The organism is Deltaproteobacteria bacterium, from assembly GCA_030690165.1.
Lineage (GTDB): Bacteria > Desulfobacterota > GWC2-55-46 > UBA9637 > UBA9637 > JACRNJ01.
Map to the genome: position 1 here is coordinate 40,474 of JAUYHF010000033.1, position 21,274 is coordinate 61,747.

The following is a 21,274-nucleotide window of genomic DNA, read 5'->3' on the forward strand; positions in this document are numbered from 1 at the left end:
ATGTTAAGTAACAATACTGAAAAATCTTTACAGGAGATATTGCGTCAAATTCAACAAGGGAAAGTAGCACTGTTTCTTGGCGCTGGTGCTTCTCATTCCGCAGGAGGACCTACAGGGAAAAAACTTACCGAAATGATAAAAGAGAGGTTTTTAAATATCGACCAGTCCCTAAATGGTTTTATTGAGGTTTGCCAGGATGTTATTGATACACCGCCTTATAATCGTAATGAGCTTGAGGAATTTATAAAAAGTAAGCTTGAATCTCTTCAGCCTACCATATCACATGAAATAATGACAAAATATGATTGGGCAGCTATTTTTACCACGAACTTCGATGACCTTGTTGAGGTAGCATATAGGATAAATACCGAAGAACGGTTTAAACCTTGTCAGCCAATCTATTCAGAGAAGTTTCAGGTAAACCCTTCCGATAGAAGCAAAGTTTGTTTATTTAAAATAATGGGCTCTATAACAGCCACAGAAGGTGAGAGTGGCCGTATGGTATTGTCCAGAGCAGACTATAACCATGCTCTCATAAGAAGACGAAAGTACCTCGAGTTGCTTTCAGACTTTGTTAAATCTGGAACTACAATTTTCATGGGATATAGCTTTGGAGATCGTTTAGTTTTGGATATCATAGACGATTTAATCGAAATCTATGGTAAAGACAGGCTACCATGGAGTTATGCCCTCTTTGATCAATTACAACCAATGGATGAAAAGACGCAGCATATGTTTTCAAGTAGGAAGATAATTCCTTTGGAATATGGTTTTGATAATTTTTTTAAGTTTTTAGATAAGAACCACCAAATCCCTGCAGAAAAATATGTTGCTAAGAATGTGCGATTAAAACTGAAAGGACATACTCTGGAAATTAGCGATGCCGATGAGAGACAATACGCAGAGTATTTTGAGATTTTAAACGAAGAAAAAATCTATCAGCAACTAGGTGAAAAAGATAGATTTTTTATGGGGACTAACAAAAGCTGGGGGGCTTTTAGAGAGGACTGGGATTTCAAGCGAGACCTTTACATATCACCTAATTTCAAGCGAATATCTGGTGAAAAAGAATTCTCGAGATGTCTTAAAGATAGGGTATTTGATGAACTCAAGAAACATGACATTGAAAATAATAAGGTGCTTTTGCTAACAGGGATGTCTGGGGTTGGCAAGACAATGATGTTAAGGAGATTGGCATATGATGTATATAGAAGCGGTGAGGCACCTGTCATTATTGTTAGCTCATCTCGGATTAGTTTTGATTATAAATTAGTCGCAAGTTTAATAGAAAACCTGAACCATGAACTTAATCAGAAAATTCCTGAAGGCCAACACATACCTCCGATAAAGCCTGTTATTATAATTGATGACGCAGCTTCACTCATCCGACATGTAAATCGTTTAAAGGATTACCTTACGTCAAGAGGCAGACCTGCTCTCATCATTGCTGCTGAGCGCAAGGGGGAATGGGATTTGATGTGGAAGACATTTCCATTCCAAATACCGAAAGAAAATATTTATGAATTAAGTGAACAATTGACTGATGATGAAAAGATTAAAATTATTGATCATCTTTATAATTTGGGTTACATCCAAACAAAAGGAACATTTTGGGATGCTATCATTGACAGGGAGTTAGAAGATTCCTTTTTTGCTACGATATATACTTTAGTCCATCCTTCAAAAAAACCGTTGAATCTGATTATCCAAGACCAATATCAAAATCTAACTAATCTTACACAGAAAGCTTTTCAATATATATGCTGTTTCCATCAATTCAATCTTCCAATGAACCTCGAACTTTTAGTCCGATCTTTAAAATGTACTTATGCCGATTTTAATAGCGATGTTATTGAGAAAGATGCTGCCAAAGTAATATTTGAAGAACAAGATGAAATTGGGAATCTTCTTTATCGCACTCACCACCGTATTATAGCCAAAAAAACAGTAGAATCATTCTTTGGTGACCCAGAAATGCAAAAAAATATCTTCTTAGAAATCTTCAAGGAAGCCATTTTAACAAATCGTAAGGAAAGGGAAATCTGTGAGAAACTTTTGGTTGAGCATATTGGACCAAATGCTAAGCCACAGATTCTTTCCCATGAACAACAAAGACAAATCTTTAGAACAATTTGTGAAAAGAATCCTGTTCGGAGTTTGGTACATCATTGGGGCGTGTTAGAAGTGGATGACCATCAACCTTTGGAAGCAGAAAGGTTATTGAAATGGGCTTTGGAAATACCACGAGATGATATTGAATCATATCGTGGTGAATCAGACCAAAATATTCTAACCTCTCTTGGTAGTCTTTATTCCCGTATGGGCATAGATTGCATCAAAAAAAGTAAAATGAAAGAAGCCGAAGAATATTTTGAAAAAGCTGAAGCATCCTTTCAAAACGCAAAACATGGAGAATTCCCAAATGCGTATGCCTATCATAGTCATGCGTATATGTGGTATTCGAGAGGGAATCAAACAGGAGATGAAGTAGAAAAAATAAATCATTATGCTAATGCCTTAGAAATCTTATCAATTGCAAAGGACAACTTGAATGAAGAGGAACTTCAACAAATTTATGAGTTAGAAACATTAATCTGGTCTCAAATTGGAGATGAAACAAGAATTGTCCAAAGCTTGGAAACCTTGCGAGATAAATTTAAAAGTGCACGCGGTTATTATCTAAACGCTGAGTTACTGTGGCGCAAGGCACAGGAGAAAGAAGGCGAAGAAAGAAAAAAGATTTTTGAGTTAGCAATGAGGAAAGTTGAAAAGGGACTCAAAGTTTTCCCTCAAGACGAACATTGCCTCCGTTTGCAGTGTAAATTATTAAAAGAACTATTGCCCGGTGATTTAAATGGGTATTACGAATCTCTGACGAAATGGAAAACAGCAGCCACTATGCCAAATGCATGGCTTTTATATGAATTGGGAAGGACTGCCTTCATCTTAGGATATTATGACCATTCTAAAGACTTCTTTAAAGAATTAGAAACTGGCGTTGGGATGGGACATAAATTGCGTTCTCGTCCTCGGAATCCTATCCTTGATGAAAAAGAATATAAGAAAGAATTTGAGGGAAATATAGTAAAGATATTATCATCATATGAGGGATACATCCGATGTGAGACTCTACGAAGCTTAAGATATAATATTGCATTTCGTCCAATTGCCAGTAATTTTACACCTTCTCCTGGAGATTCAGTAAAATTCCATATAGAGTTTAGCTATAGAGGACTAAGAGCAGAAAATGTAAGAAAAATATAAGTAAAATGGGTAAATGAAAGGTAAATGGGACAAAGGCCTCACCCTTCTCAAGCACTCAGAACCGTTCTTCACAATCGCACCCTGAGAGAATGGAATGTCAAGGATACAAAAGATTAGGCAGAGGATTAGTGATAAGGACTATTACATTTCATCACATGCAGAAGATGAAATGCTTGATGATAAAATAGAGAGAGTTGATATAGAGAATGCCGTTCTTAAAGGAAGGATTGAAAAGAAACTAACAGAGGACATAAGGGGCGTAAGATATAGAATTGAAGGGCCTGCCAGAGATGGCAGAAAACTTCATGTTATTTGTAGACAAAAAGACGACGGAAATCTTATTATAATAACAGCATATGCTTTAACGGAGGGAATATGATTTGTGAATTCTGTGGAGGACAAACAGCAACGAAGAAGGTTAAAAGGCAACACTGGCTCCATAACAAACTGTATATAGTTGAAAATGTAGAGGCAGAGGTCTGTTCTGAATGCGGCGAGCGCTATTTTCATGCCAAAGTCCTTGAAGAGATAGACTATCTTCTTGAAAAAGAACATGTTGTCAAAGAACAAATAAATGTAGAAGTTGTTAGCCTATAAAAATAGAGTAGAAAAAAACTCCATGCTCCGGAGGCGCTATGGCAAAACCTTTAGTTGGCATATTAATGGGTAGCGATTCAGACCTTCCTGTCATGGAAGAGGCTGTAAAGGTGTTAAAGGATTTTGATATACCGTATGAAATCACAATTTCATCTGCCCATCGTTCACCAAAAAGAACTTCGGATTATGCAAAAAGCGCGGCAGACAGGGGTATCAAGGTTATTATTGCAGGCGCAGGAAGAGCAGCGCACCTTGCAGGATTTATAGCAGCAGAGACAATATTGCCTGTTATTGGCGTACCCATAGATTCATCTTCTTTAAAAGGTATGGATGCGCTTCTATCCACTGTCCAGATGCCTGGGGGTGTGCCTGTTGCAGCAATGGCAATCGGCAAGGCAGGGGCAAAGAATGCAGGGATATTTGCGGCGCAGATACTTGCTACGGCTGATAAAGGGCTGCATGAAAAACTTAAGGCATACAAAGAAAAACAGGCAAGCGCGGTGGAGAAAAAGGCAAAAAAACTCAACTCCTCGATTAAAGATTTCGGGGACAAGCTATGACCATCTTTTTTAAAGGAGCCGACGTATTACTCAACGGTTCAGCTCAGAAGCAGATTCCGGATATTTTTAAAAGAGGCGGAGTAATTGTATATCCCACAGAAACCTTTTACGGCCTTGGGGTTGACCCTTTTAATGAGGCTGCGGTAAATAAACTTTTTAAATTAAAAGCCCGCGACCCTGACAAACCGATATCAATCCTGATTAAAGATGAAAAGATGCTTCTGGAGCTTGTTGAAGAAATCCCGTCATCCGCAGAAATATTGAGAAAAAAATTCTGGCCGGGGCCTTTGACAATTATATTCAAGGCAAAAAAATTAATTCCATCCGTTATTACTGGAAACACAGGCAAAATAGCCGTTAGAATATCCAGTAACCCTATAACTCAAAAACTTCTTGAAATAATAGATTCTCCTATTACAACAACCAGCGCTAATCCATCGGGCAAAAAAAGTCCAGTAACAGCAGATGAGGTTGCAGGCTATTTTGGAGATAAAATAGACCTGATAATTGATGGCGGCCTGTTATCCGGTAAACTCGGCTCAACGATTGTAGATGCGACAGAAGAAAAATTGAAAGTAATAAGAGAAGGTGAAATCCCTGTAAAGACCGTATTAGCGTCGGTTCAACAATAAAGCGCACCGCTTGGGAAAGCAGAAAGGATATCCTGATCAGATGGCGCTTGCCTAAAGGGACTGATTTCAGTAAGATTAGCGATGTGCAGATAACAGAGATATAATCATCGCTCTTAAACAATCGCCCCAGGAAATGGATAGGGGTTAAATTCACCACTGGAGGTATGAATGACCAATAATAATTCCTTTCAAGAAGTTCTGGACAGACTTGAGAAGGTAAATAAACATCTCAATCTCCCCCCCGCAATCTACAACAGGCTGCGCTGCCCCCGACGTTCTCTGATAGTCTCCCTCCCTGTTAGGATGGACAATGGAGAGGTCAGATATTTTGAAGGCTACAGGGTGCATTATAACACTGCCAGAGGCCCTGCCAAAGGCGGTATAAGATACCATCCTAATGTTACGCTAAATGAAATAATAACCCTTGCTGCGCTTATGACATGGAAATGCGCGGTTGTAGACGTACCGTTCGGGGGCGCTAAAGGCGGCGTTGCCTGCGACACCACAAAAATGAGCCGCGACGAGATAAAACATTTGACCCGCAGGTATACATACGAAATAGCGATGCTGATAGGTCCTGAGTCTGACATACCCGCGCCTGATATGTATACAAACGAACAGGTAATGGCATGGATAATGGATACCTACAGCACAATAAAAGGATACTCTGTGCCGGGTGTTGTTACAGGAAAACCTGTTTGTATCGGAGGCTCTCTGGGTAGAAAGACCGCCACCTCCCAGGGTCTTGTAACTGTGCTGCTGGAGGCTGTCAAACATCTTGGGCTTCCGCAGACAGGTCTTACAATTTCTATAATAGGCTTTGGCAATGTGGGAGCAGCAGCAGCAGACATACTATATGAAAAGGGGATGCGCATAGTGGGCCTAGCAGATTCCAAAGCCGCTATCTATAATCCCAAGGGACTGGATATAAACGCTGTGAAAAAACATAAGTCTGATAAAAAATATCTTGCGGGCTTCAAAGGCGCAGATGAGATTTCTGTGGATGAGTTGGTCGGCCTTAAGTGCGATGTGCTGATCCCTGCTGCACTGGAAGGCCAGATAAACTCAAAAAATGCAAACAATGTTAAAGCCAAAATCATTGCAGAAGGCGCTAATGACCCGACAACCCGGGAGGCAGATACAGTACTGAATGAAAAGGGTGTGTTTATACTCCCCGATATCTTGGCCAATGCTGGAGGCGTTGTTGTCTCATACTTTGAATGGGTACAGGATATACAACGGTTTTTTTGGCAGGAAGACGAGATACAAAAAAAATTAGATGGGATTATGATTAAAGCCTTTAAACATGTGCTGGCAATATCTCAGGATAAAAAAGTAGATATGCGAACGGCTGCAATGATTCTGGGGGTTGGCCGGGTAGCTGAAGCCAGCGCGGTAAGAGGTTTGTATCCCTGATTCACGTTGACAAAATACAGATGATAAAATACCTCTTGAAAAGTTAAAATAACTCTGCTAAATTTGTCATCTTCTTCTTCACTAAACTTGCCCCTGATTGCCCCCGACAGAATCTATCGGGGGGTACCAATGGCAGGTAGTTATCAACAGGTGTTGATAATGTTGTGGGTAATTTTCTTTGGGTGTTTTTACTATGAGTACAATTGACATCTGGAAAAAATGTCTTGAGGCTGTTAAGGGCCAAATACCCGGTCAGCATTTTAATACATGGTTTAAGCCTATAAGTGTAGCAGGTATCAATGAAACCTCTTTAGAATTGGAGGTTCCCAACCGCTTTTTTCTGGAATGGCTGAAGGACCATTATCTCCCTCTTATACAAGAGGCCATTACAAAAACAAGTCAGAGGGAATATTCTATCGTATGGCGTATAGGAAAAGTATCGACGCAACGTACCTCCATACCTGTTTCAACCGCCCTTTCACAAACATCTGCTGTCGCTGAAAGAGTTCTGACAAACACAGGTTTTAACCCGTATTATACCTTTGAAAATTTTGTTGTGGGAAAAGATAATCAACTTGCCCACGCAGCGTGTACTGCTGTGGCTAATCAATTTTCCAATAAATATAATCCTCTTTTTGTATACGGCGGGGTTGGGTTGGGGAAAACTCATCTCCTCCAGGCTATTGGACATAATGTCCTTCAAAGAACTAACTCCACCAAGATATGCTACTATACATCTGAAGGATTTATGAATGAGTTTGTAAGCGCGATGCAGCGCGGTAAGATGGATGATTTTAGAAATAGGTTCAGGCGGTCAGATCTCCTCCTTATAGATGATGTCCAGTTTTGGGCAGGAGGCAAGGGGAGAACCCAGGAGGAATTCTTTCATACCTTTAACGCCCTCTATGAGGCACATAAGCAAATTGTAATTACCAGCGATAAATACCCGAAAGATCTTGATGGCCTGGAGGAAAGGCTCAGGAGCCGTTTTGAGATGGGTTTAATTGTTGATATCCAGCCCCCTGATATGGAAACAAAAATGGCCATTCTGCAAAAAAAAGCAGTGTTGGAATCCGTCGTCCTTCCTGATGATGTCACCCGTTTTTTGGCATCTCTTGGCAGCTCCAATATCAGGGAGTTAGAGGGTTATCTTGCCAGGACAATCGCGGTATCTTCATTATCAAGCAAAGAGATTACTCTGTCTATGGTTAAGGATACTCTCAAAGATATAATGAAGGACAATAAAATAAAGGTTATAACTATTGACATGGTTCAAAAGGCTGTGGCTTCATTTTTTAATATAAGTGTGGCTGACCTAAAATCCAAAAGAAGACTGAGAAATTTTGTTGTGCCGAGACAAATAGCAATGTATTTTGCAAGGGAGTGTTGTAAATCTTCATTCCCTGAGATAGGAACCGCCTTTGGTAATAAAGATCATTCCACAGTTATCCATGCCGTCAATAGGATAAAAAAGCTAATAGAAAAAGACCCTGAGCAGAGAAGGGTTGTCCGTTCTATAAAAGATATTATAAATAAATGATAATAAATTGTGGAAATGGTGGTGTTTTATTGTGGATTTAAGTTTGTTTTTTTATAATAATGTTTTATTGGTTGTGTTTTTGTTGATAAGTTTTATTGTTTTCCATATATTAATAGTGGTGGATTGTTAATAAATTTTATATACTTATGTTTTTTTCCACAAAAATGGCTGCTCTATAACTACTACTAATTTAAATATATTTAATAAAGATATAAAAACAAAAGGAGACTTATTATGAAATTTCAAATTGAAAAACCTATATTTTTAAAAGCGCTTCAGCGGGTTCAGGGAATCGTTGAAAAAAGGAATACTATGCCAATATTAGCCAATATACTAATAAAGGCACAGCATGGAAAGATTGAAATAATGGCAACCGATCTTGAAGTGTCAATTAAAGATTTATGCGATGTAGTGGTAATAAAAGAGGGGAATGCGACAATAAACGCAAGAAAACTTTTTGAAATAATAAAAGAGGCCCCGGAAGACAAAATAGATATAGCAGATGAAGACGGCGGAAAAATAACCATAAAAAGTGGAAAGGCTAAATTTAATATAGTTGGTCTGCCTGTAGAAGAATTTCCATCTTTTCCTGTTTATGACGAAGGAGGGTTTTTTAGAGCGGCGCCGGAAACATTAAAGGAAATGATAGAAAAGACGGTCTTTGCCTCTTCCACAGATGAGACACGATATAATATAAACGGTGTGTTTGTGGAAAAAGATGGGACAAAGATAAGAATGGTGGCAACAGACGGCCACCGCCTGGCTGTAATAGAAAAAAACAGTGAGTGGCCGGAGCTTAATAAAGGGGTTATACTGCCGCGAAAGGGAATTTTAGAGTTAAAGAAATTCCTTGATGACGCAGTGGAGGGGGCTTTCTCCTTGGCCTTTACAGTTAATAGTATGATTGTGAAAAAAGACTCTACTGTTTTAGTTATACGACTTATAGATGGAGAATTCCCTGATTATAAACAGGTTATACCAAAGGGTAACGACAGTAAGGTAAAATTGGGGAGAGTGGATTTTTTAAGTTCTTTAAGAAGGGTTTCCCTGCTCTCTATGGAAAAGGGAAGAGGTGTTAAATTCGGTTTGTCAAAAGGAAAGTTGGAGCTTTCTTCTAATAATCCTGATGTCGGGGAGGCAAGGGAAGAGATAGGTGTGGACTATAAGAACGATGGGTTGGAGATTGGTTTTAATGCCACATATATGATGGAGGCTTTAGGGGTTATTGGAGGGGATGAAATTGTCCTTGAGCTTAAAGACCGTGAAAGTCCGGCCATGTTGAAATCAGCCATCCCAAATGGTTATGTGTATGTTATCATGCCCATGAGAATTTAAGCAATACGTTATACCTAAAAAACAGGGAGGATATATGGCAAGTCTTAACAAGGCAATGTTAATAGGAAATCTTGGCAAAGACCCTGAAATAAAATACACCCCGGAAGGTCTGGCAATAGCAAAGTTCAGTATAGCCACAAAAGAACAGTGGAAAGATAAAGACGGCAAAAAACAGGATAAGACCGAATGGCATAATATTGTTACTTTTGGTAAATTGGCGGAGATATGCGGCGAATACCTTGTAAAGGGCAAACAAGTCTATATCGAGGGCAGGATACAGACAAGAAGTTGGGACGATAAGGACGGCAATAAAAAATATATGACAGAGATTGTCGCCAACACCATGCAGATGCTCGGCAAAGCAGATGCCTCATTAAAGGGCGCAACGGTTACCGATGAAAATGCTGTTGTTTCAGAACCACCTCATATGGATGAGGATGTTCCTTTTTAAGTTGATGAGTTTAGGAGATGGGAAATTATGCTCGCCAAACGTATAATACCCTGTCTTGATGTAAAAGACGGCCGAGTCGTAAAGGGTATAAGTTTTGTTCAGCTTAAGGATGCAGGAGACCCTGTAGAATGTGCCAAGGCATATGAAGAACAAGGGGCGGACGAGATGGTCTTTCTGGACATAACCGCATCCTATGAAAAAAGAAACATTATTATTGACATTGTTGAAAGGACAGCCACAGAGGTTTCTATGCCGCTCACAGTTGGCGGCGGCATAAGGACACTGGAGGATATAAAAACCTTACTTCGGGCAGGCGCGGATAAGGTGTCAATCAATACCACAGCCGTAGAAGACCCGGAGTTTGTAAAAAAGGCGTCTGAAAGGTTTGGAAGCCAATGTATTGTTGTTGCCATTGACGCAAAGAGGAGAGAGGCGCTTGTGCCAGCATGGGACGTCTATACCAACGGCGGAAGAAAAGACAGCGGGCTTGACGCGGTTTCCTGGGCAAAGAGGGTGGAAGTGCTTGGCGCAGGCGAGATACTCTTGACCAGCATGGACAGGGATGGCACAAAGGAGGGATACGACATAGCTCTCACATCAAGCATATCAGAGAAAGTTGGCATACCTGTTATTGCATCAGGCGGCGCAGGCAGCCTTGAGCATCTTTACACCGCATTTAAAGAGGGAAAGGCAGATGCTGTGCTTGCAGCCTCTATATTCCACTTCGGCGAGTTCACCATCCCGCAGACAAAAAGATTTCTTAAAGAAAAGGGGATAAATATAAGAGAAGAATATTAAAGAAATCTTTTCCTGTTATACCTTAAATCCTTTTGCTTTATCAAAACCAATCTGAAGGGCTTTTTTATTCAAATCAAGAAATGCGGCAGGAACCCGTGCGAGTACCGCCCTTTCAAGCGCCTCGTGGGAGATAATCTTTGTAATCTCGGTTATCATACCCAAAGCAATTATATTGGCAACTATGGTTTTGCCAAGTTCATTCCTTGCAATAGTCGTTATAGGAAAAGAGTAGGCCTTGAAATTTCCGGAGGGAATATTCTTTACCTCGTCTGAATCCACAAGCAGTATGCCGCCGTCCTTTATGTCCTTATAGTATTTTGTGCATGCCTCCTGTGTCATGGCAAGCATGGCATCAATGCTGGTTGCCTTTGGGTAATCTATCTCCTCATCGCTTATTATAACCTCACTCTTGGATGCGCCGCCCCTTGACTCAGGGCCGTATGACTGGCTCTGCGAAGCGTTCTTGCCGCCGTATATTGATGCGGCCTCTGCCATTATAATACCAGCCAGAATTATACCCTGGCCGCCTAAACCGCTGAATCTCATTTCATATCTCTGTCCCATTATAACCTCCATGTCGCTTTGCTCCAATGCAAAATGCAAAGTGTAAATTTCAAATTTAAAAAACCTTAATTTTACAATTTGCAATCTTCAATTTACAATTAGACATTCATAGAATATCGCTTACTTCCCCTGCGCCTTTGCCATTAACTTCTCATATTCCTCGCAATATTCCGGTCTCTCTGTTTTATGCAAAACCCCTCTCAAAAGTTTTCCCTGTAGCTGCTCCGGGGTCATTTTAGCTGCTTGAGCCACAGAAACAGTCCCTTCTTTCTCAACCTTCTCCATCATCTCAGATGCGCTCTTCATTTTGTTAAATCTTCCGTAATAGGTTGGGCAGGAATCAAGGATATCCACCACTGCCGTGCCTTTGTGCATGATAGCGTCATAGATTGTCTTTTCAAGCTCCTGGCAGTGATACGCAGTCCCCCTTGCCACAAATGTTGCGCCTGCAGCCTTTGCAAGATTACATGTGTCAAATGTCGGCTCAATGCTTCCGTATTTTGCTGTCGTTGCTATCATGCCCTGAGGGGTTGTTGGCGAAGACTGTCCGCTGGTCATACCATAGATATAATTATTGTAAACCAGAATAACCATATCCATATTCCTTCTGCATGCATGGATGAAATGATTCCCTCCGATAGCCAATGCATCTCCATCTCCGGTTGTTATAATCACTTTAAGTTTTGGCTTTACCAATTTAAGCCCTGTTGCATAAGCAATGGCCCTTCCGTGAAGGGTATGGAGTGTGTTGAAATCCAAATAGCCCGGCGTCCTGCTGGAGCAGCCTATGCCGGAGACCATGGCAATGTCGTCCTGCGGAATGCCTGTTGCATGGATAGCCCTTAAAAGGCTCTTCATCACTATTCCGTGCCCACATCCAGGACACCATAAATGCGGAAGCTTGCCTTTTCTCATATAAGAACTATAATCAAAGGGTTTTTTCTCTTTATAAGGAACTGTTGCTATTGCAGCCTGTGTAGACATTGTATCCTCCATGTCGCTTTGCTCCAATGCAAAATGCAAAATGCAAAGTGCAAAGTGTAAATTTCAAAATTTAAAAAACCTTAATTTTGCAATTTGCAATCTTCAATTTACAATTAGACATTCATAGAATGTCGTTTACCCGTCTATCATATCCCTTGCAACCATCACATCAGCGGGAATCACTGTCGCATCAACCGGCTTGCCAAGAATGGCGTTCATTATCTGCTTCGGGTGAATCGGGTCTGTATCAACCCTGAATATGCCTCTTACCTCGCATCTGCCCCTGGATGCGCGCTGCACCTCATGTACAATCTGGCCAAGGTTCATCTCCGGCACTATAATGGTCTTCACCTGTTTTGCCATCTCCTCTACTGCATCATCAGGGAACGGCCAGAGGGTTAATGGCCTTAAAAGCCCTGCCTTAATGCCTTTGCTCCTGAGCTCCTTAACGGCAAACTTTGCGCTCTTTGCGCACACACCGTATGCAAAGACCCCAATCTCCGCGTCGTCAAGATAAAACTCCTCATTCTTCCAGATAGTCTCTCTGTTATCGTATACCTTTTTTACAAGTCTTTCGTTGGATTCCTGGATAAGCTTTGTATTGCCGCTGGGAAAGCCGTCCGGCGCATGATAAAGCGCTGTAATATGGAACCTGTAACCTTCGCCGTAAGCAGCCAGCGGCGCAACCTTGCCGTTTTTTACTTCATAAGATTTGTATTCTGAAGGAGGACAGGTTGGCTTTGCCCTTTCAATCACCTCTATCTCTCCAGGCTCAGGAAGGGTAACAGCCTCTCTCATGTGACCTATGACCTCGTCATATAATATCAGCACAGGCGTCCTGTAGATCTCAGACAGGTTAAATGCCCTTATGGTTTCATGCAGCGCTTCCTGCACGGAAGAAGGGCTAAGGGTAATGGCAGGATGGTCGCCGTGGGTTCCCCATTTTGCCTGCATTACATCAGACTGGCTTGGACCTGTTGGATAACCTGTGGACGGACCGCTCCTCATAACATCTACGATGACGCACGGTACCTCAGCCATGCACGCATAGCCGATGCCTTCCTGCATAAGAGAAAAACCGGGGCCCGATGTCGCTGTCATTGACTTTAGGCCGCCAAGCGCAGCCCCGACAATTGCGGATACGCTTGCAATCTCATCTTCCATCTGAATAAATACGCCGCCCATCTTTGGGAGCTTTGCAGCCATAACCTCCATAATCTCAGTGGACGGTGTAATTGGGTAACCTGCATAAAATCTGCATCCTGCATAAAGTGCACCCTCTACGCATGCCTCATTACCCTGTATAAATTTCCTCTGTTTGCCTTTTTTTATGGTCATAAACTCTCCTCTATCGCGCTTGTATAATTTAACATAAAGTGTAAAGAGAAAAACTTAAAGCTCAAAATCTTAACTTTGCATTTTGCGAGCTTTACGCTGGAAAGACCCGGATTGCAAAGTCAGGGCATCTTAAGTCGCATAGCTGGCAACCTGTGCATGCCTCCAGATTTTTAACTCCCACAACCGTGCCTTTCATCTCTAACACATTGGTCGGACAAAAATCAACACAGATATCGCATCCCTTGCAGAACTTTTCATTAATCTCTATACGCCATATTTTTTTTGCCGCCTCAGCCATTTATTGCCTCCTTCTTATTTCTTTAACAACTCCATAATTGTCTTCCCAATATCCGCAGGGGTCTTTGTAACCTTTATCCCTGCCTTCATCATTGCCTCAAACTTTTCCTCCGCAGTTCCCTTGCCTCCCGATATTATCGCGCCTGCATGTCCCATCCTCTTCCCCTTCGGCGCTGTAACGCCTGCGATATAGCCCACCACAGGCTTTTTAACATTCCTCTTTACAAATTCCGCAGCCTCTTCCTCTGCTGTGCCGCCTATCTCGCCTATCATAATCACGGCATCCGTATCCTTATCCTTTTCAAACATCTCAAGCGCTTCTATAAAATTAGTGCCGTTCACAGGATCTCCGCCTATGCCAACACATGTTGACTGCCCCAAACCCAATCTTGTCAACTGGTCAACAGCCTCATAAGTAAGCGTGCCGCTCTTTGAAACAACGCCGACCCGCCCTTTTTTATGTATATGGCCCGGCATGATGCCTATCTTACATTCATCAGGGGTTATAACCCCCGGACAATTTGGCCCGATAAGCCTGGATTTTCTGCCATCCATAAATCTTTTGACCTTCACCATATCCAGAACAGGTATCCCCTCTGTTATGCACACCACAAGCTCTATTCCTGCATCCACCGCCTCCATTATCGCATCTGCCGCAAATGCCGCAGGCACATATATTACAGATGCGCTTGCGCCGGTCTTTTTTCTTGCCTCATCCACTGTGTCAAAAACAGGAATACCGTCAACATTCATGCCGCCTTTCCCCGGCGTTACGCCGCCCACCATCTTTGTGCCGTATTGAACCATCTGCCTTGTGTGAAATTGCCCCTGTTCGCCGGTTATTCCCTGACAGATTACCTTGGTATTTTTATTTACAAGGATGCTCATGAAGCCTCCGCTAAACTCTTTAAACTATTTAAAATGTCTTTGCTGCTTGTACTACCTTTTCCGCTGCCTCGTCCATCTTTTCCGCAGTTATAATATTTAAACCTGATTCAGATAAAATCTTTCTGCCCAAATCCACATTCGTCCCCTGCAAACGGACAACCAGCGGAACCTTTATGCCAACCTCTTTTGCGGCAGCTATCACACCCTCCGCGATTATATCGCATCTCATTATCCCGCCGAATATGTTTATCAAAACCGCCTTTACCTTTTCATCTGACATCAAAATCTTAAATGCCGCAGTAACCTGATCCTTGTTTGCGCCGCCGCCCACATCAAGAAAATTCGCAGGCATGCCGCCGTAGAGTTTTATGATGTCCATTGTCGCCATTGCAAGACCAGCGCCATTTACCATACATCCTATGTTGCCGTCAAGCGCAACATAATTAAGGCTGTGCCGTGACGCATCCACCTCTTTCGGGTCTTCTTCATCCAGGTCGCGCATATCATATATATCCTTGTGCCTGAAAAGCCCGTTATCGTCAAAACCCATCTTTGCGTCCAATGCGATAATATTCCCGTCCTTTGTGATAACAAGCGGGTTTATCTCAGCCATTGATGCGTCAGAATCAACAAATGCCTGATAAAGTCCGGTCATAAATTTAACAGCCTTATTCACAATGGACTTGTCTATATTGAGTCCGAATGCAAGTTTCCTTGCCTGAAATGCCTGCAAACCAACAGCAGGGTCAACATACTCCTTTAAAATTTTTTCAGGGCTCCTAACTGCAACCTCTTCTATCTCAACCCCGCCTTCCGATGATGCCATAACAACAACTCTCTGTGTGCCTCTGTCAACAACAATCCCAAGATAAAGTTCCCGTGCTATCTGACAGCCCTCTTCTATAAGAACCTTTTTTACCTTTTTGCCCTCAGGCCCTGTCTGATGGGTTACCAATTTTTTGCCGAGCATCACCTCTGCAAATTCCCTTGCCTCCTGATGATTCTTCGCAAGCTTCACACCGCCTGCCTTGCCCCTGCCGCCTGCGTGTATCTGCGCCTTTACAACGCAAAGCCTATCGCCCATGAAGTTCTTGGCAATATCTTCTGCTTCATCAGGCGTCCACGCAACCCTCCCCTTCGGCACAGCAACACCATATTTTATCAAAATCTCTTTTGCCTGATATTCGTGGATATTCACTTTTACGAGACCTCCTCAACAAAATAAAAAAACCGTCCGGCCATTTTAGTTGGGAGTTCGTAGTACGGAGTATGTGTTTTTACTTCTAACTCCGAACTCAAAACTCATAACTTAATCGCCCAGACGGTCGGCTTGTCTTTCAATAAAACCTCTTCCGCTCCCCGGTGGTAGCCACCTTTATTCCGTCAGTTGCGGAAAAAACCGGTTACTACTATGCACAGGTATGGTAACACAAGAAAAGCTGTTGTCAAGCGATTTTCGGAAATTTGTCAACCCAAAGGAGGACAGTTTACTTGCTGCTAACACCGCATCTGAAAATTATTGACTTGTTTACGAAAAAGGCATACTATCCCATCTATTAAAGTTTAAAGAGATGGTGATTGGATTATGAGGATACGAAAGGCTGTATTTCCTGCCGCTGGTTTTGGGACAAGATTTTTGCCTGCCACAAAGGCGATCCCAAAGGAGATGCTGCCTCTTATAGACAAGCCGTTAATCCAGTATTCTGTTGAGGAGGCCAAAAATTCCGGGCTTGAAGAGATAATTATTGTAACCGGGATGGGCAAAACCGCTATTGAAGACCACTTTGATGTAACCTTTGAATTAGAAATACTCCTGAAGGAAAAAAAGAAGACAGATATATTAAGGATGATCGAAGAGGTATCTAACCTGGCGCATTTCTCTTATACACGGCAGAAAAAACCATTAGGGCTCGGACACGCTATCCTTTGCGCAAAAAATCTTGTCGGCATGGAGCCATTTGCCGTATTCTTAAGCGATGATGTAATAGATGCAAATGTTCCGGTTATGAAACAGATGCTTAAGGTCTTCCGCCAATATCCGGCTACTATTCTGGCGGTTCAGCGGGTTCCGATGAAAGATGTGCATCATTACGGCATCATAGAAGCAAAAAAGATAGGGCCGAGGATTTACAAGGTTATTGACATGGTAGAAAAACCGCTCCCTAAAGATGCGCCTTCAAATCTGGCAATTATAGGCAGATATATCCTTATGCCTGAGATATTTGCCATGCTGGAACAGACAAAGACAGGCAAGGGCGGAGAGGTTCAACTTACTGACGGGCTTAAAATGCTTTCCAAAAAACAGCCCATATATGCATACGAATTTGAAGGGGACAGGTATGATGCTGGCGATAAACTCGGTTTTTTAAAGGCCAATGTATCCTTTGCGATAAAGAACCCTAATATAAAAAAAGAATTTAAGAAATTTTTAAAAGGGCTTAGGCTCTAACAAATTGTAAAATGCAGATTGGAAATTGGAAATTTAAAATCTAAAATCTACAATCTTCATTTTTCCAATGGAGCGGCAAGTGGCAAAGATACCTAAAAAAGAGGTCATGGATCAGCCAATTTCTAAAGACATTGGCATGATATTCCGATACTTGTATGAGGAGACGGAAAATATCGGGCTGCATAGTGAATCTGCTATAAACCATACCCCTGTTGTTGATATACTTTCAACATCAGACAGCATAATAATTGAGATTGAGCTGCCGGGCGTGAGGCAGGGAGAAATAGATGTTTCTATCCTGCGCAATGAGGTTACTATTAAGGCCCTTAAGTATGAGTGCTTTGACGAAAAAAAGATAAATTTTGTCTGTATGGAAAGAAGCTTTGGGAATTTCTTCAGGGTTATAGACATTCCATCTCCTGTTGACACAACCAGAATAAAGGCGGCATTCAGGGATGGCTTGTTAACCATTACATTGCCGAGGATTGAAGAGAAGCGCGGGGTTCCAAAAAAGATTAGTATAGAATCATAAAATTAGCTCATGGTTCATAGCTCATAGTTTTTACTATCAGCCATGAGCCATTAGCTATCAACTCAATTATTTGGAGGGGCATAGTGGCCGACGAAAAAGAAAAACAGGAACAAAAGGGAGAAGAACTTCAAATCCCTGATATCCTTCCCTTGCTGCCGATAAGGGATATAGTAATATTTCCTTTTATGATAGTCCCATTGTTTGTCGGAAGGGAAAAGTCCATATATGCTGTGGATTCGGCCCTTGCAAAGGAACGTCTTGTCTTTCTGACAACGCAGAAGGATATTTCCAATGAGGAGCCGGGGCCAAATGACCTCTATCAGACAGGAACAGTTGGAATGGTAATGAGGATGCTGAAACTGCCTGACGGCCGTGTAAAGGTGCTTATTCAGGGGCTTGCGAGGGGAATTATAAAAGAGTATACCCAGGAAAAACCCGGCTATATTGTTAATATTGAAAAGGTTAAAGAAGCCCCTGTGCTTCAGCCAACCCCTGAGGTAGAGGCGCTGATGCGGAATGTAAGGGAGCAGCTTGAAAAACTTGCCTCGCTTGGCAAAACAATATCTCCGGAAATTATGATGATAATAGAAACCGTAAATGAGCCAGGAAGATTAGCTGATATTGTGGCTGCAAATCTCGGCCTCAAGGTTGAAGATGCCCAGATTATCCTGGAAATAATAGAACCTATAAAGCGGCTTGAAAGGGTGAATGAATACCTTGTAAAAGAGCTCCATGTTGCCACTATACAGGTAAAGATACAATCCCAGGCAAAAGAGGAAATGGATAAAAGCCAACGTGAATACTATCTGAGAGAACAGATGCGGGCCATAAAGAGCGAACTTGGCGAACTTGAGGAGATAACCGAAGAGATTGATGAGATAAGAAAAAAGATAAAAAAAGCCAAGATGCCGCCTGATGTTGAAAAAGAGACATTAAAACAGACAGACCGGCTTGAGTCAATGCACCCTGATGCGGCAGAGTCCGCAATTATAAGGACATACCTTGACTGGCTTGTTGAACTCCCGTGGAGCAAATCAACAAAGGACACGCTTGAAATTAAAAAGGCCAAGAATGTCCTTGATGAAGACCACTATGACCTTGAAAAGATTAAAGAGCGCATACTTGAATATCTGGCGGTAAGAAAACTTCAAGAGAAGAGCAAAGGTCCGATACTTTGCTTTGTCGGCCCGCCTGGCGTTGGCAAAACCTCATTGGGCAGATCAATAGCAAGGGCCATGGGCAGGAAATTTGTGCGCATATCCCTAGGCGGGATAAAAGACGAGGCTGAGATAAGGGGACACAGGAGAACATACGTGGGCGCTCTGCCTGGAAGGATAATCCAGGGAATGAAGCAGGCAGGCACAAACAATCCTGTATTTATGATGGATGAGATAGATAAGATAGGAACGGATTTCAGGGGCGACCCGTCTTCAGCCCTTCTGGAGGTTTTAGACCCTGAGCAGAACAATGCATTCAGCGACCATTATCTGAATCTTCCCTTTGATCTTTCAAAGGTTATGTTCATAACAACAGCAAACATCCTTGATCCAATCCCTGATGCGCTTAAAGACAGGATGGAGGTGTTGGAGCTTGCAGGATATACTGGGGAAGAAAAACTTGAGATTGTAAAGAAATTTATAATAGAGAGACAGCTTAATGAAAACGGTTTAAACAGAAAACTCCTTGAGATAACCGACGATGCGCTTGAAAAGATAATCTCACAGTATACAAAGGAGGCGGGTTTAAGAAATCTGGAAAGGGAGATAGCCTCTGTATGCAGAAAGGTTGCCAGAAAGGTTGCAGAGGGTGAGAAGGTGCAAAGTCTTGTTACTGCAAAAACAGTTGAAGAATATCTTGGCATTCCTAAGTTCATACCGGAGACGGAACAGGAAGAGGATGAGATAGGCGTTGCCACAGGCCTTGCATGGACGCCTGTAGGAGGGGAAATCCTTTATATAGAGGCGACAACAATGAAAGGAAAAGGGAATCTTACGCTTACAGGCCACCTCGGGGAGGTAATGAAGGAGTCGGCGCACGCAGCCTTAAGCTATACAAGGAGCAGGGCGAAGGTCATTGGGCTTGCAGAAGATTTTTATAAAGAGATTGACATACACATCCATGTGCCTGCCGGTGCAATACCGAAGGACGGACCGTCCGCCGGTGTTACTATGGCAACTGCCCTCATATCAACGCTTACAAAAACCCCTGTAAGCAAAGACATCGCTATGACAGGAGAGATTACCCTGAGAGGAAGGGTGCTGCCGATAGGCGGCATCAGGGAAAAGGCGCTGGCAGCGCTTCGGGCCAAAATAAGGACCATTATATTGCCAGAGAGGAATAAAAAAGATATTGAGGAGATACCAAAGGATATCCGGAAAAAGATGAATTTTATATTTGTAAGGCATATGGACGATGTGCTGAAGATAGCGCTAAAGAAAAAGGTTAAGGCAATTAAAAAGCCCCTTCGTCCCATAGGCAAGAGAAATGTTGCTGTGGCAAGATGAATAGCTCATGGCTCACAGTATTTGTATTTGCTATCAGCTATGAACTATCAGCTATGAACTATCAGCTATGAGCTATCAGATATGAGCTATCAGATATGGAAATCAAAAAACTTGGAGAACTTGCTCTTATAAAAAGGCTGGCTGAGCAATTTACACCCGGCCATCCAAGGGTTGTAAAAGGTATCGGGGATGATGCATCTGTTACAATACAAGATGATTCCCAATATCTCCTGTGCACCACAGATACACTGGTTGAAGATATACACTTCTCTCTGCAATACACACCTTCCTACAATCTTGGCAGGAAGGCGGTAAGCATATCTCTAAGCGATATTGCAGCCATGGGTGGAACGCCGATGTTTCTCTTTACATCAATAATCCTTCCGCCTGCAACTTCGACAGATTTTATAAACCTTCTTTACAAAGGGATAAAGGAAATGGCCCTTGAGTTTGATGTTGCGCTTATCGGCGGTAACACATCATCATCTCCGGACAAGATAATAATCAACACAACAATACTTGGAGAGGTTCCAAAAGATCAGGTGATGTTCAGGAAAGGGGCATCTGTTGGAAACAGGATATATGTAACAGGCTGCCTTGGGGATTCAGGTCTGGGATTGAAGATGTTAAAAGAAAGTCAAAAGTCAAAAGTCAAAAGTCAAAACTTAAAAAATAAAGTCATACTGAAACATATTGACCCCTTGCCTCGTGTAAGGGAAGGAAGAGAGATAGCAAAAAAAAAACTTGCAACCTCAATGATTGATATAAGCGACGGCCTGATTTCAGATTTAAGGCATATCGCTGAAGAAAGCAGGGTTGGGGCGCAGATATGGCTTAAAAAACTGCCTCTCTCCACAGGCCTTAAAAAATGGCTGTCAGACCATCCTCAGGATATAGCGCTTGCGCTTAGCGGAGGAGAGGATTATGAGCTGCTATTTACTGCCCCAAAAGGGAATGACCCTCAGATAGATGCCCTGTCAAGTGAGCTGGGCATACCGATAACACAGATTGGTGAAATTGTGCCGGAGGGATGCGGGATAACTGTATTGGATGAGAAGGGAGATATATTCCATCTTGCAGTTGAGGGATTTGAACACTTTAAGACAGAGTAAAAATTTGGAGGCC

Annotated in this window: 20 protein-coding genes and 1 riboswitch; of the genes, 14 read left to right on the forward strand and 6 right to left on the reverse strand. The window is 42.2% G+C overall.

The window, feature by feature from the left end; translation table 11 throughout:
* From Q8P28_05875 to hisF, 10 genes are all read left to right on the forward strand, one after another.
* Positions 1-3,264, forward strand: a complete 3,264-nt coding sequence (locus Q8P28_05875; GenBank protein ID MDP2682320.1) for an SIR2 family protein — start codon at positions 1-3, stop codon at positions 3,262-3,264.
* Between the two features lie 94 nt (positions 3,265-3,358).
* On the forward strand, positions 3,359-3,643 hold the full coding sequence (locus tag Q8P28_05880; protein ID MDP2682321.1) for a DUF4258 domain-containing protein: 285 nt from the start codon (positions 3,359-3,361) through the stop codon (positions 3,641-3,643).
* Entirely contained in the window at positions 3,640-3,861 is a 222-nt protein-coding gene (locus Q8P28_05885; GenBank protein MDP2682322.1) for a YgiT-type zinc finger protein, read from the forward strand. The genes Q8P28_05880 and Q8P28_05885 overlap by 4 nt, the downstream gene beginning before the upstream one ends.
* A gap of 38 nt (positions 3,862-3,899) precedes the next feature.
* On the forward strand, positions 3,900-4,421 hold the full coding sequence (gene purE, locus Q8P28_05890) for a 5-(carboxyamino)imidazole ribonucleotide mutase (protein MDP2682323.1): 522 nt from the start codon (positions 3,900-3,902) through the stop codon (positions 4,419-4,421).
* Positions 4,418-5,053, forward strand: a complete 636-nt coding sequence (locus Q8P28_05895; GenBank protein ID MDP2682324.1) for an L-threonylcarbamoyladenylate synthase — start codon at positions 4,418-4,420, stop codon at positions 5,051-5,053. Before purE ends, Q8P28_05895 begins: the two co-directional genes overlap by 4 nt.
* Positions 5,054-5,221: 168 nt before the next feature.
* Positions 5,222-6,469 carry a Glu/Leu/Phe/Val dehydrogenase gene (locus Q8P28_05900; protein ID MDP2682325.1) on the forward strand — a complete coding sequence of 416 codons (1,248 nt, stop codon included), beginning with the start codon at positions 5,222-5,224 and terminating at the stop codon, positions 6,467-6,469.
* Between the two features lie 193 nt (positions 6,470-6,662).
* Entirely contained in the window at positions 6,663-8,009 is a 1,347-nt protein-coding gene (gene dnaA / locus Q8P28_05905; GenBank protein MDP2682326.1) for a chromosomal replication initiator protein DnaA, read from the forward strand.
* A gap of 234 nt (positions 8,010-8,243) precedes the next feature.
* Complete coding sequence (gene dnaN / locus Q8P28_05910) at positions 8,244-9,344, forward strand: DNA polymerase III subunit beta (GenBank protein ID MDP2682327.1); 1,101 nt, start codon at positions 8,244-8,246, stop codon at positions 9,342-9,344.
* 34 nt (positions 9,345-9,378) lie between these two features.
* A complete protein-coding gene (locus tag Q8P28_05915) occupies positions 9,379-9,795 on the forward strand; it encodes a single-stranded DNA-binding protein (GenBank protein ID MDP2682328.1) in 417 nt (138 codons plus the stop codon).
* A gap of 27 nt (positions 9,796-9,822) precedes the next feature.
* Entirely contained in the window at positions 9,823-10,593 is a 771-nt protein-coding gene (hisF, locus tag Q8P28_05920; GenBank protein MDP2682329.1) for an imidazole glycerol phosphate synthase subunit HisF, read from the forward strand.
* A gap of 15 nt (positions 10,594-10,608) precedes the next feature.
* Here hisF and Q8P28_05925 read toward each other — a convergent pair whose 3' ends face one another.
* The 6 genes from Q8P28_05925 to sucC form a co-directional block, all read right to left on the reverse strand.
* Positions 10,609-11,157, reverse strand: coding sequence for a 2-oxoacid:acceptor oxidoreductase family protein (locus Q8P28_05925; protein MDP2682330.1), 549 nt, complete (start codon positions 11,155-11,157; stop codon positions 10,609-10,611).
* A 120-nt stretch (positions 11,158-11,277) separates the two neighbouring features.
* Positions 11,278-12,141 carry a 2-oxoacid:ferredoxin oxidoreductase subunit beta gene (locus tag Q8P28_05930; protein MDP2682331.1) on the reverse strand — a complete coding sequence of 288 codons (864 nt, stop codon included), beginning with the start codon at positions 12,139-12,141 and terminating at the stop codon, positions 11,278-11,280.
* A 135-nt stretch (positions 12,142-12,276) separates the two neighbouring features.
* Positions 12,277-13,479 (reverse strand): 2-oxoacid:acceptor oxidoreductase subunit alpha, encoded by a 1,203-nt coding sequence (locus tag Q8P28_05935; GenBank protein MDP2682332.1) that lies wholly within the window; start codon positions 13,477-13,479, stop codon positions 12,277-12,279.
* 91 nt (positions 13,480-13,570) lie between these two features.
* The gene (locus Q8P28_05940; GenBank protein ID MDP2682333.1) at positions 13,571-13,777 is read right to left on the reverse strand and encodes a 4Fe-4S binding protein; all 207 of its coding nucleotides are present in this window, start codon (positions 13,775-13,777) and stop codon (positions 13,571-13,573) included.
* Between the two features lie 14 nt (positions 13,778-13,791).
* Positions 13,792-14,664: a succinate--CoA ligase subunit alpha gene (sucD, locus tag Q8P28_05945; protein MDP2682334.1), complete on the reverse strand. Its 873-nt coding sequence runs from the start codon at positions 14,662-14,664 to the stop codon at positions 13,792-13,794.
* Between the two features lie 28 nt (positions 14,665-14,692).
* Positions 14,693-15,862: an ADP-forming succinate--CoA ligase subunit beta gene (gene sucC, locus Q8P28_05950; protein ID MDP2682335.1), complete on the reverse strand. Its 1,170-nt coding sequence runs from the start codon at positions 15,860-15,862 to the stop codon at positions 14,693-14,695.
* A 110-nt stretch (positions 15,863-15,972) separates the two neighbouring features.
* Positions 15,973-16,065: riboswitch (ZMP/ZTP riboswitch) on the reverse strand.
* 184 nt (positions 16,066-16,249) lie between these two features.
* Between sucC and galU the strand changes: the two genes are divergently transcribed.
* The 4 genes from galU (at position 16,250) to thiL (ending at position 21,261) form a co-directional block, all read left to right on the forward strand.
* Positions 16,250-17,113 (forward strand): UTP--glucose-1-phosphate uridylyltransferase GalU, encoded by an 864-nt coding sequence (gene galU / locus Q8P28_05955; protein MDP2682336.1) that lies wholly within the window; start codon positions 16,250-16,252, stop codon positions 17,111-17,113.
* 79 nt (positions 17,114-17,192) lie between these two features.
* Positions 17,193-17,645 carry an Hsp20/alpha crystallin family protein gene (locus tag Q8P28_05960; protein MDP2682337.1) on the forward strand — a complete coding sequence of 151 codons (453 nt, stop codon included), beginning with the start codon at positions 17,193-17,195 and terminating at the stop codon, positions 17,643-17,645.
* An 83-nt stretch (positions 17,646-17,728) separates the two neighbouring features.
* Complete coding sequence (lon, locus tag Q8P28_05965) at positions 17,729-20,149, forward strand: endopeptidase La (GenBank protein MDP2682338.1); 2,421 nt, start codon at positions 17,729-17,731, stop codon at positions 20,147-20,149.
* A 95-nt stretch (positions 20,150-20,244) separates the two neighbouring features.
* Positions 20,245-21,261, forward strand: coding sequence for a thiamine-phosphate kinase (gene thiL / locus Q8P28_05970; protein ID MDP2682339.1), 1,017 nt, complete (start codon positions 20,245-20,247; stop codon positions 21,259-21,261).
* Positions 21,262-21,274: the final 13 nt, after the last annotated feature.

Bases quoted from the DNA above. Each gene is read 5' to 3' on its own strand.
- Q8P28_05875 (MDP2682320.1), top strand. From the start codon at position 1: ATGTTAAGTAACAATACTGAAAAATCTTTACAGGAGATATTGCGTCAA.
- Q8P28_05880 (MDP2682321.1), top strand. From the start codon at position 3,359: ATGTCAAGGATACAAAAGATTAGGCAGAGGATTAGTGATAAGGACTAT.
- Q8P28_05885 (MDP2682322.1), top strand. From the start codon at position 3,640: ATGATTTGTGAATTCTGTGGAGGACAAACAGCAACGAAGAAGGTTAAA.
- purE (MDP2682323.1), top strand. From the start codon at position 3,900: ATGGCAAAACCTTTAGTTGGCATATTAATGGGTAGCGATTCAGACCTT.
- Q8P28_05895 (MDP2682324.1), top strand. From the start codon at position 4,418: ATGACCATCTTTTTTAAAGGAGCCGACGTATTACTCAACGGTTCAGCT.
- Q8P28_05900 (MDP2682325.1), top strand. From the start codon at position 5,222: ATGACCAATAATAATTCCTTTCAAGAAGTTCTGGACAGACTTGAGAAG.
- dnaA (MDP2682326.1), top strand. From the start codon at position 6,663: ATGAGTACAATTGACATCTGGAAAAAATGTCTTGAGGCTGTTAAGGGC.
- dnaN (MDP2682327.1), top strand. From the start codon at position 8,244: ATGAAATTTCAAATTGAAAAACCTATATTTTTAAAAGCGCTTCAGCGG.
- Q8P28_05915 (MDP2682328.1), top strand. From the start codon at position 9,379: ATGGCAAGTCTTAACAAGGCAATGTTAATAGGAAATCTTGGCAAAGAC.
- hisF (MDP2682329.1), top strand. From the start codon at position 9,823: ATGCTCGCCAAACGTATAATACCCTGTCTTGATGTAAAAGACGGCCGA.
- Q8P28_05925 (MDP2682330.1), bottom strand. From the start codon at position 11,157: ATGGGACAGAGATATGAAATGAGATTCAGCGGTTTAGGCGGCCAGGGT.
- Q8P28_05930 (MDP2682331.1), bottom strand. From the start codon at position 12,141: ATGTCTACACAGGCTGCAATAGCAACAGTTCCTTATAAAGAGAAAAAA.
- Q8P28_05935 (MDP2682332.1), bottom strand. From the start codon at position 13,479: ATGACCATAAAAAAAGGCAAACAGAGGAAATTTATACAGGGTAATGAG.
- Q8P28_05940 (MDP2682333.1), bottom strand. From the start codon at position 13,777: ATGGCTGAGGCGGCAAAAAAAATATGGCGTATAGAGATTAATGAAAAG.
- sucD (MDP2682334.1), bottom strand. From the start codon at position 14,664: ATGAGCATCCTTGTAAATAAAAATACCAAGGTAATCTGTCAGGGAATA.
- galU (MDP2682336.1), top strand. From the start codon at position 16,250: ATGAGGATACGAAAGGCTGTATTTCCTGCCGCTGGTTTTGGGACAAGA.
- thiL (MDP2682339.1), top strand. From the start codon at position 20,245: ATGGAAATCAAAAAACTTGGAGAACTTGCTCTTATAAAAAGGCTGGCT.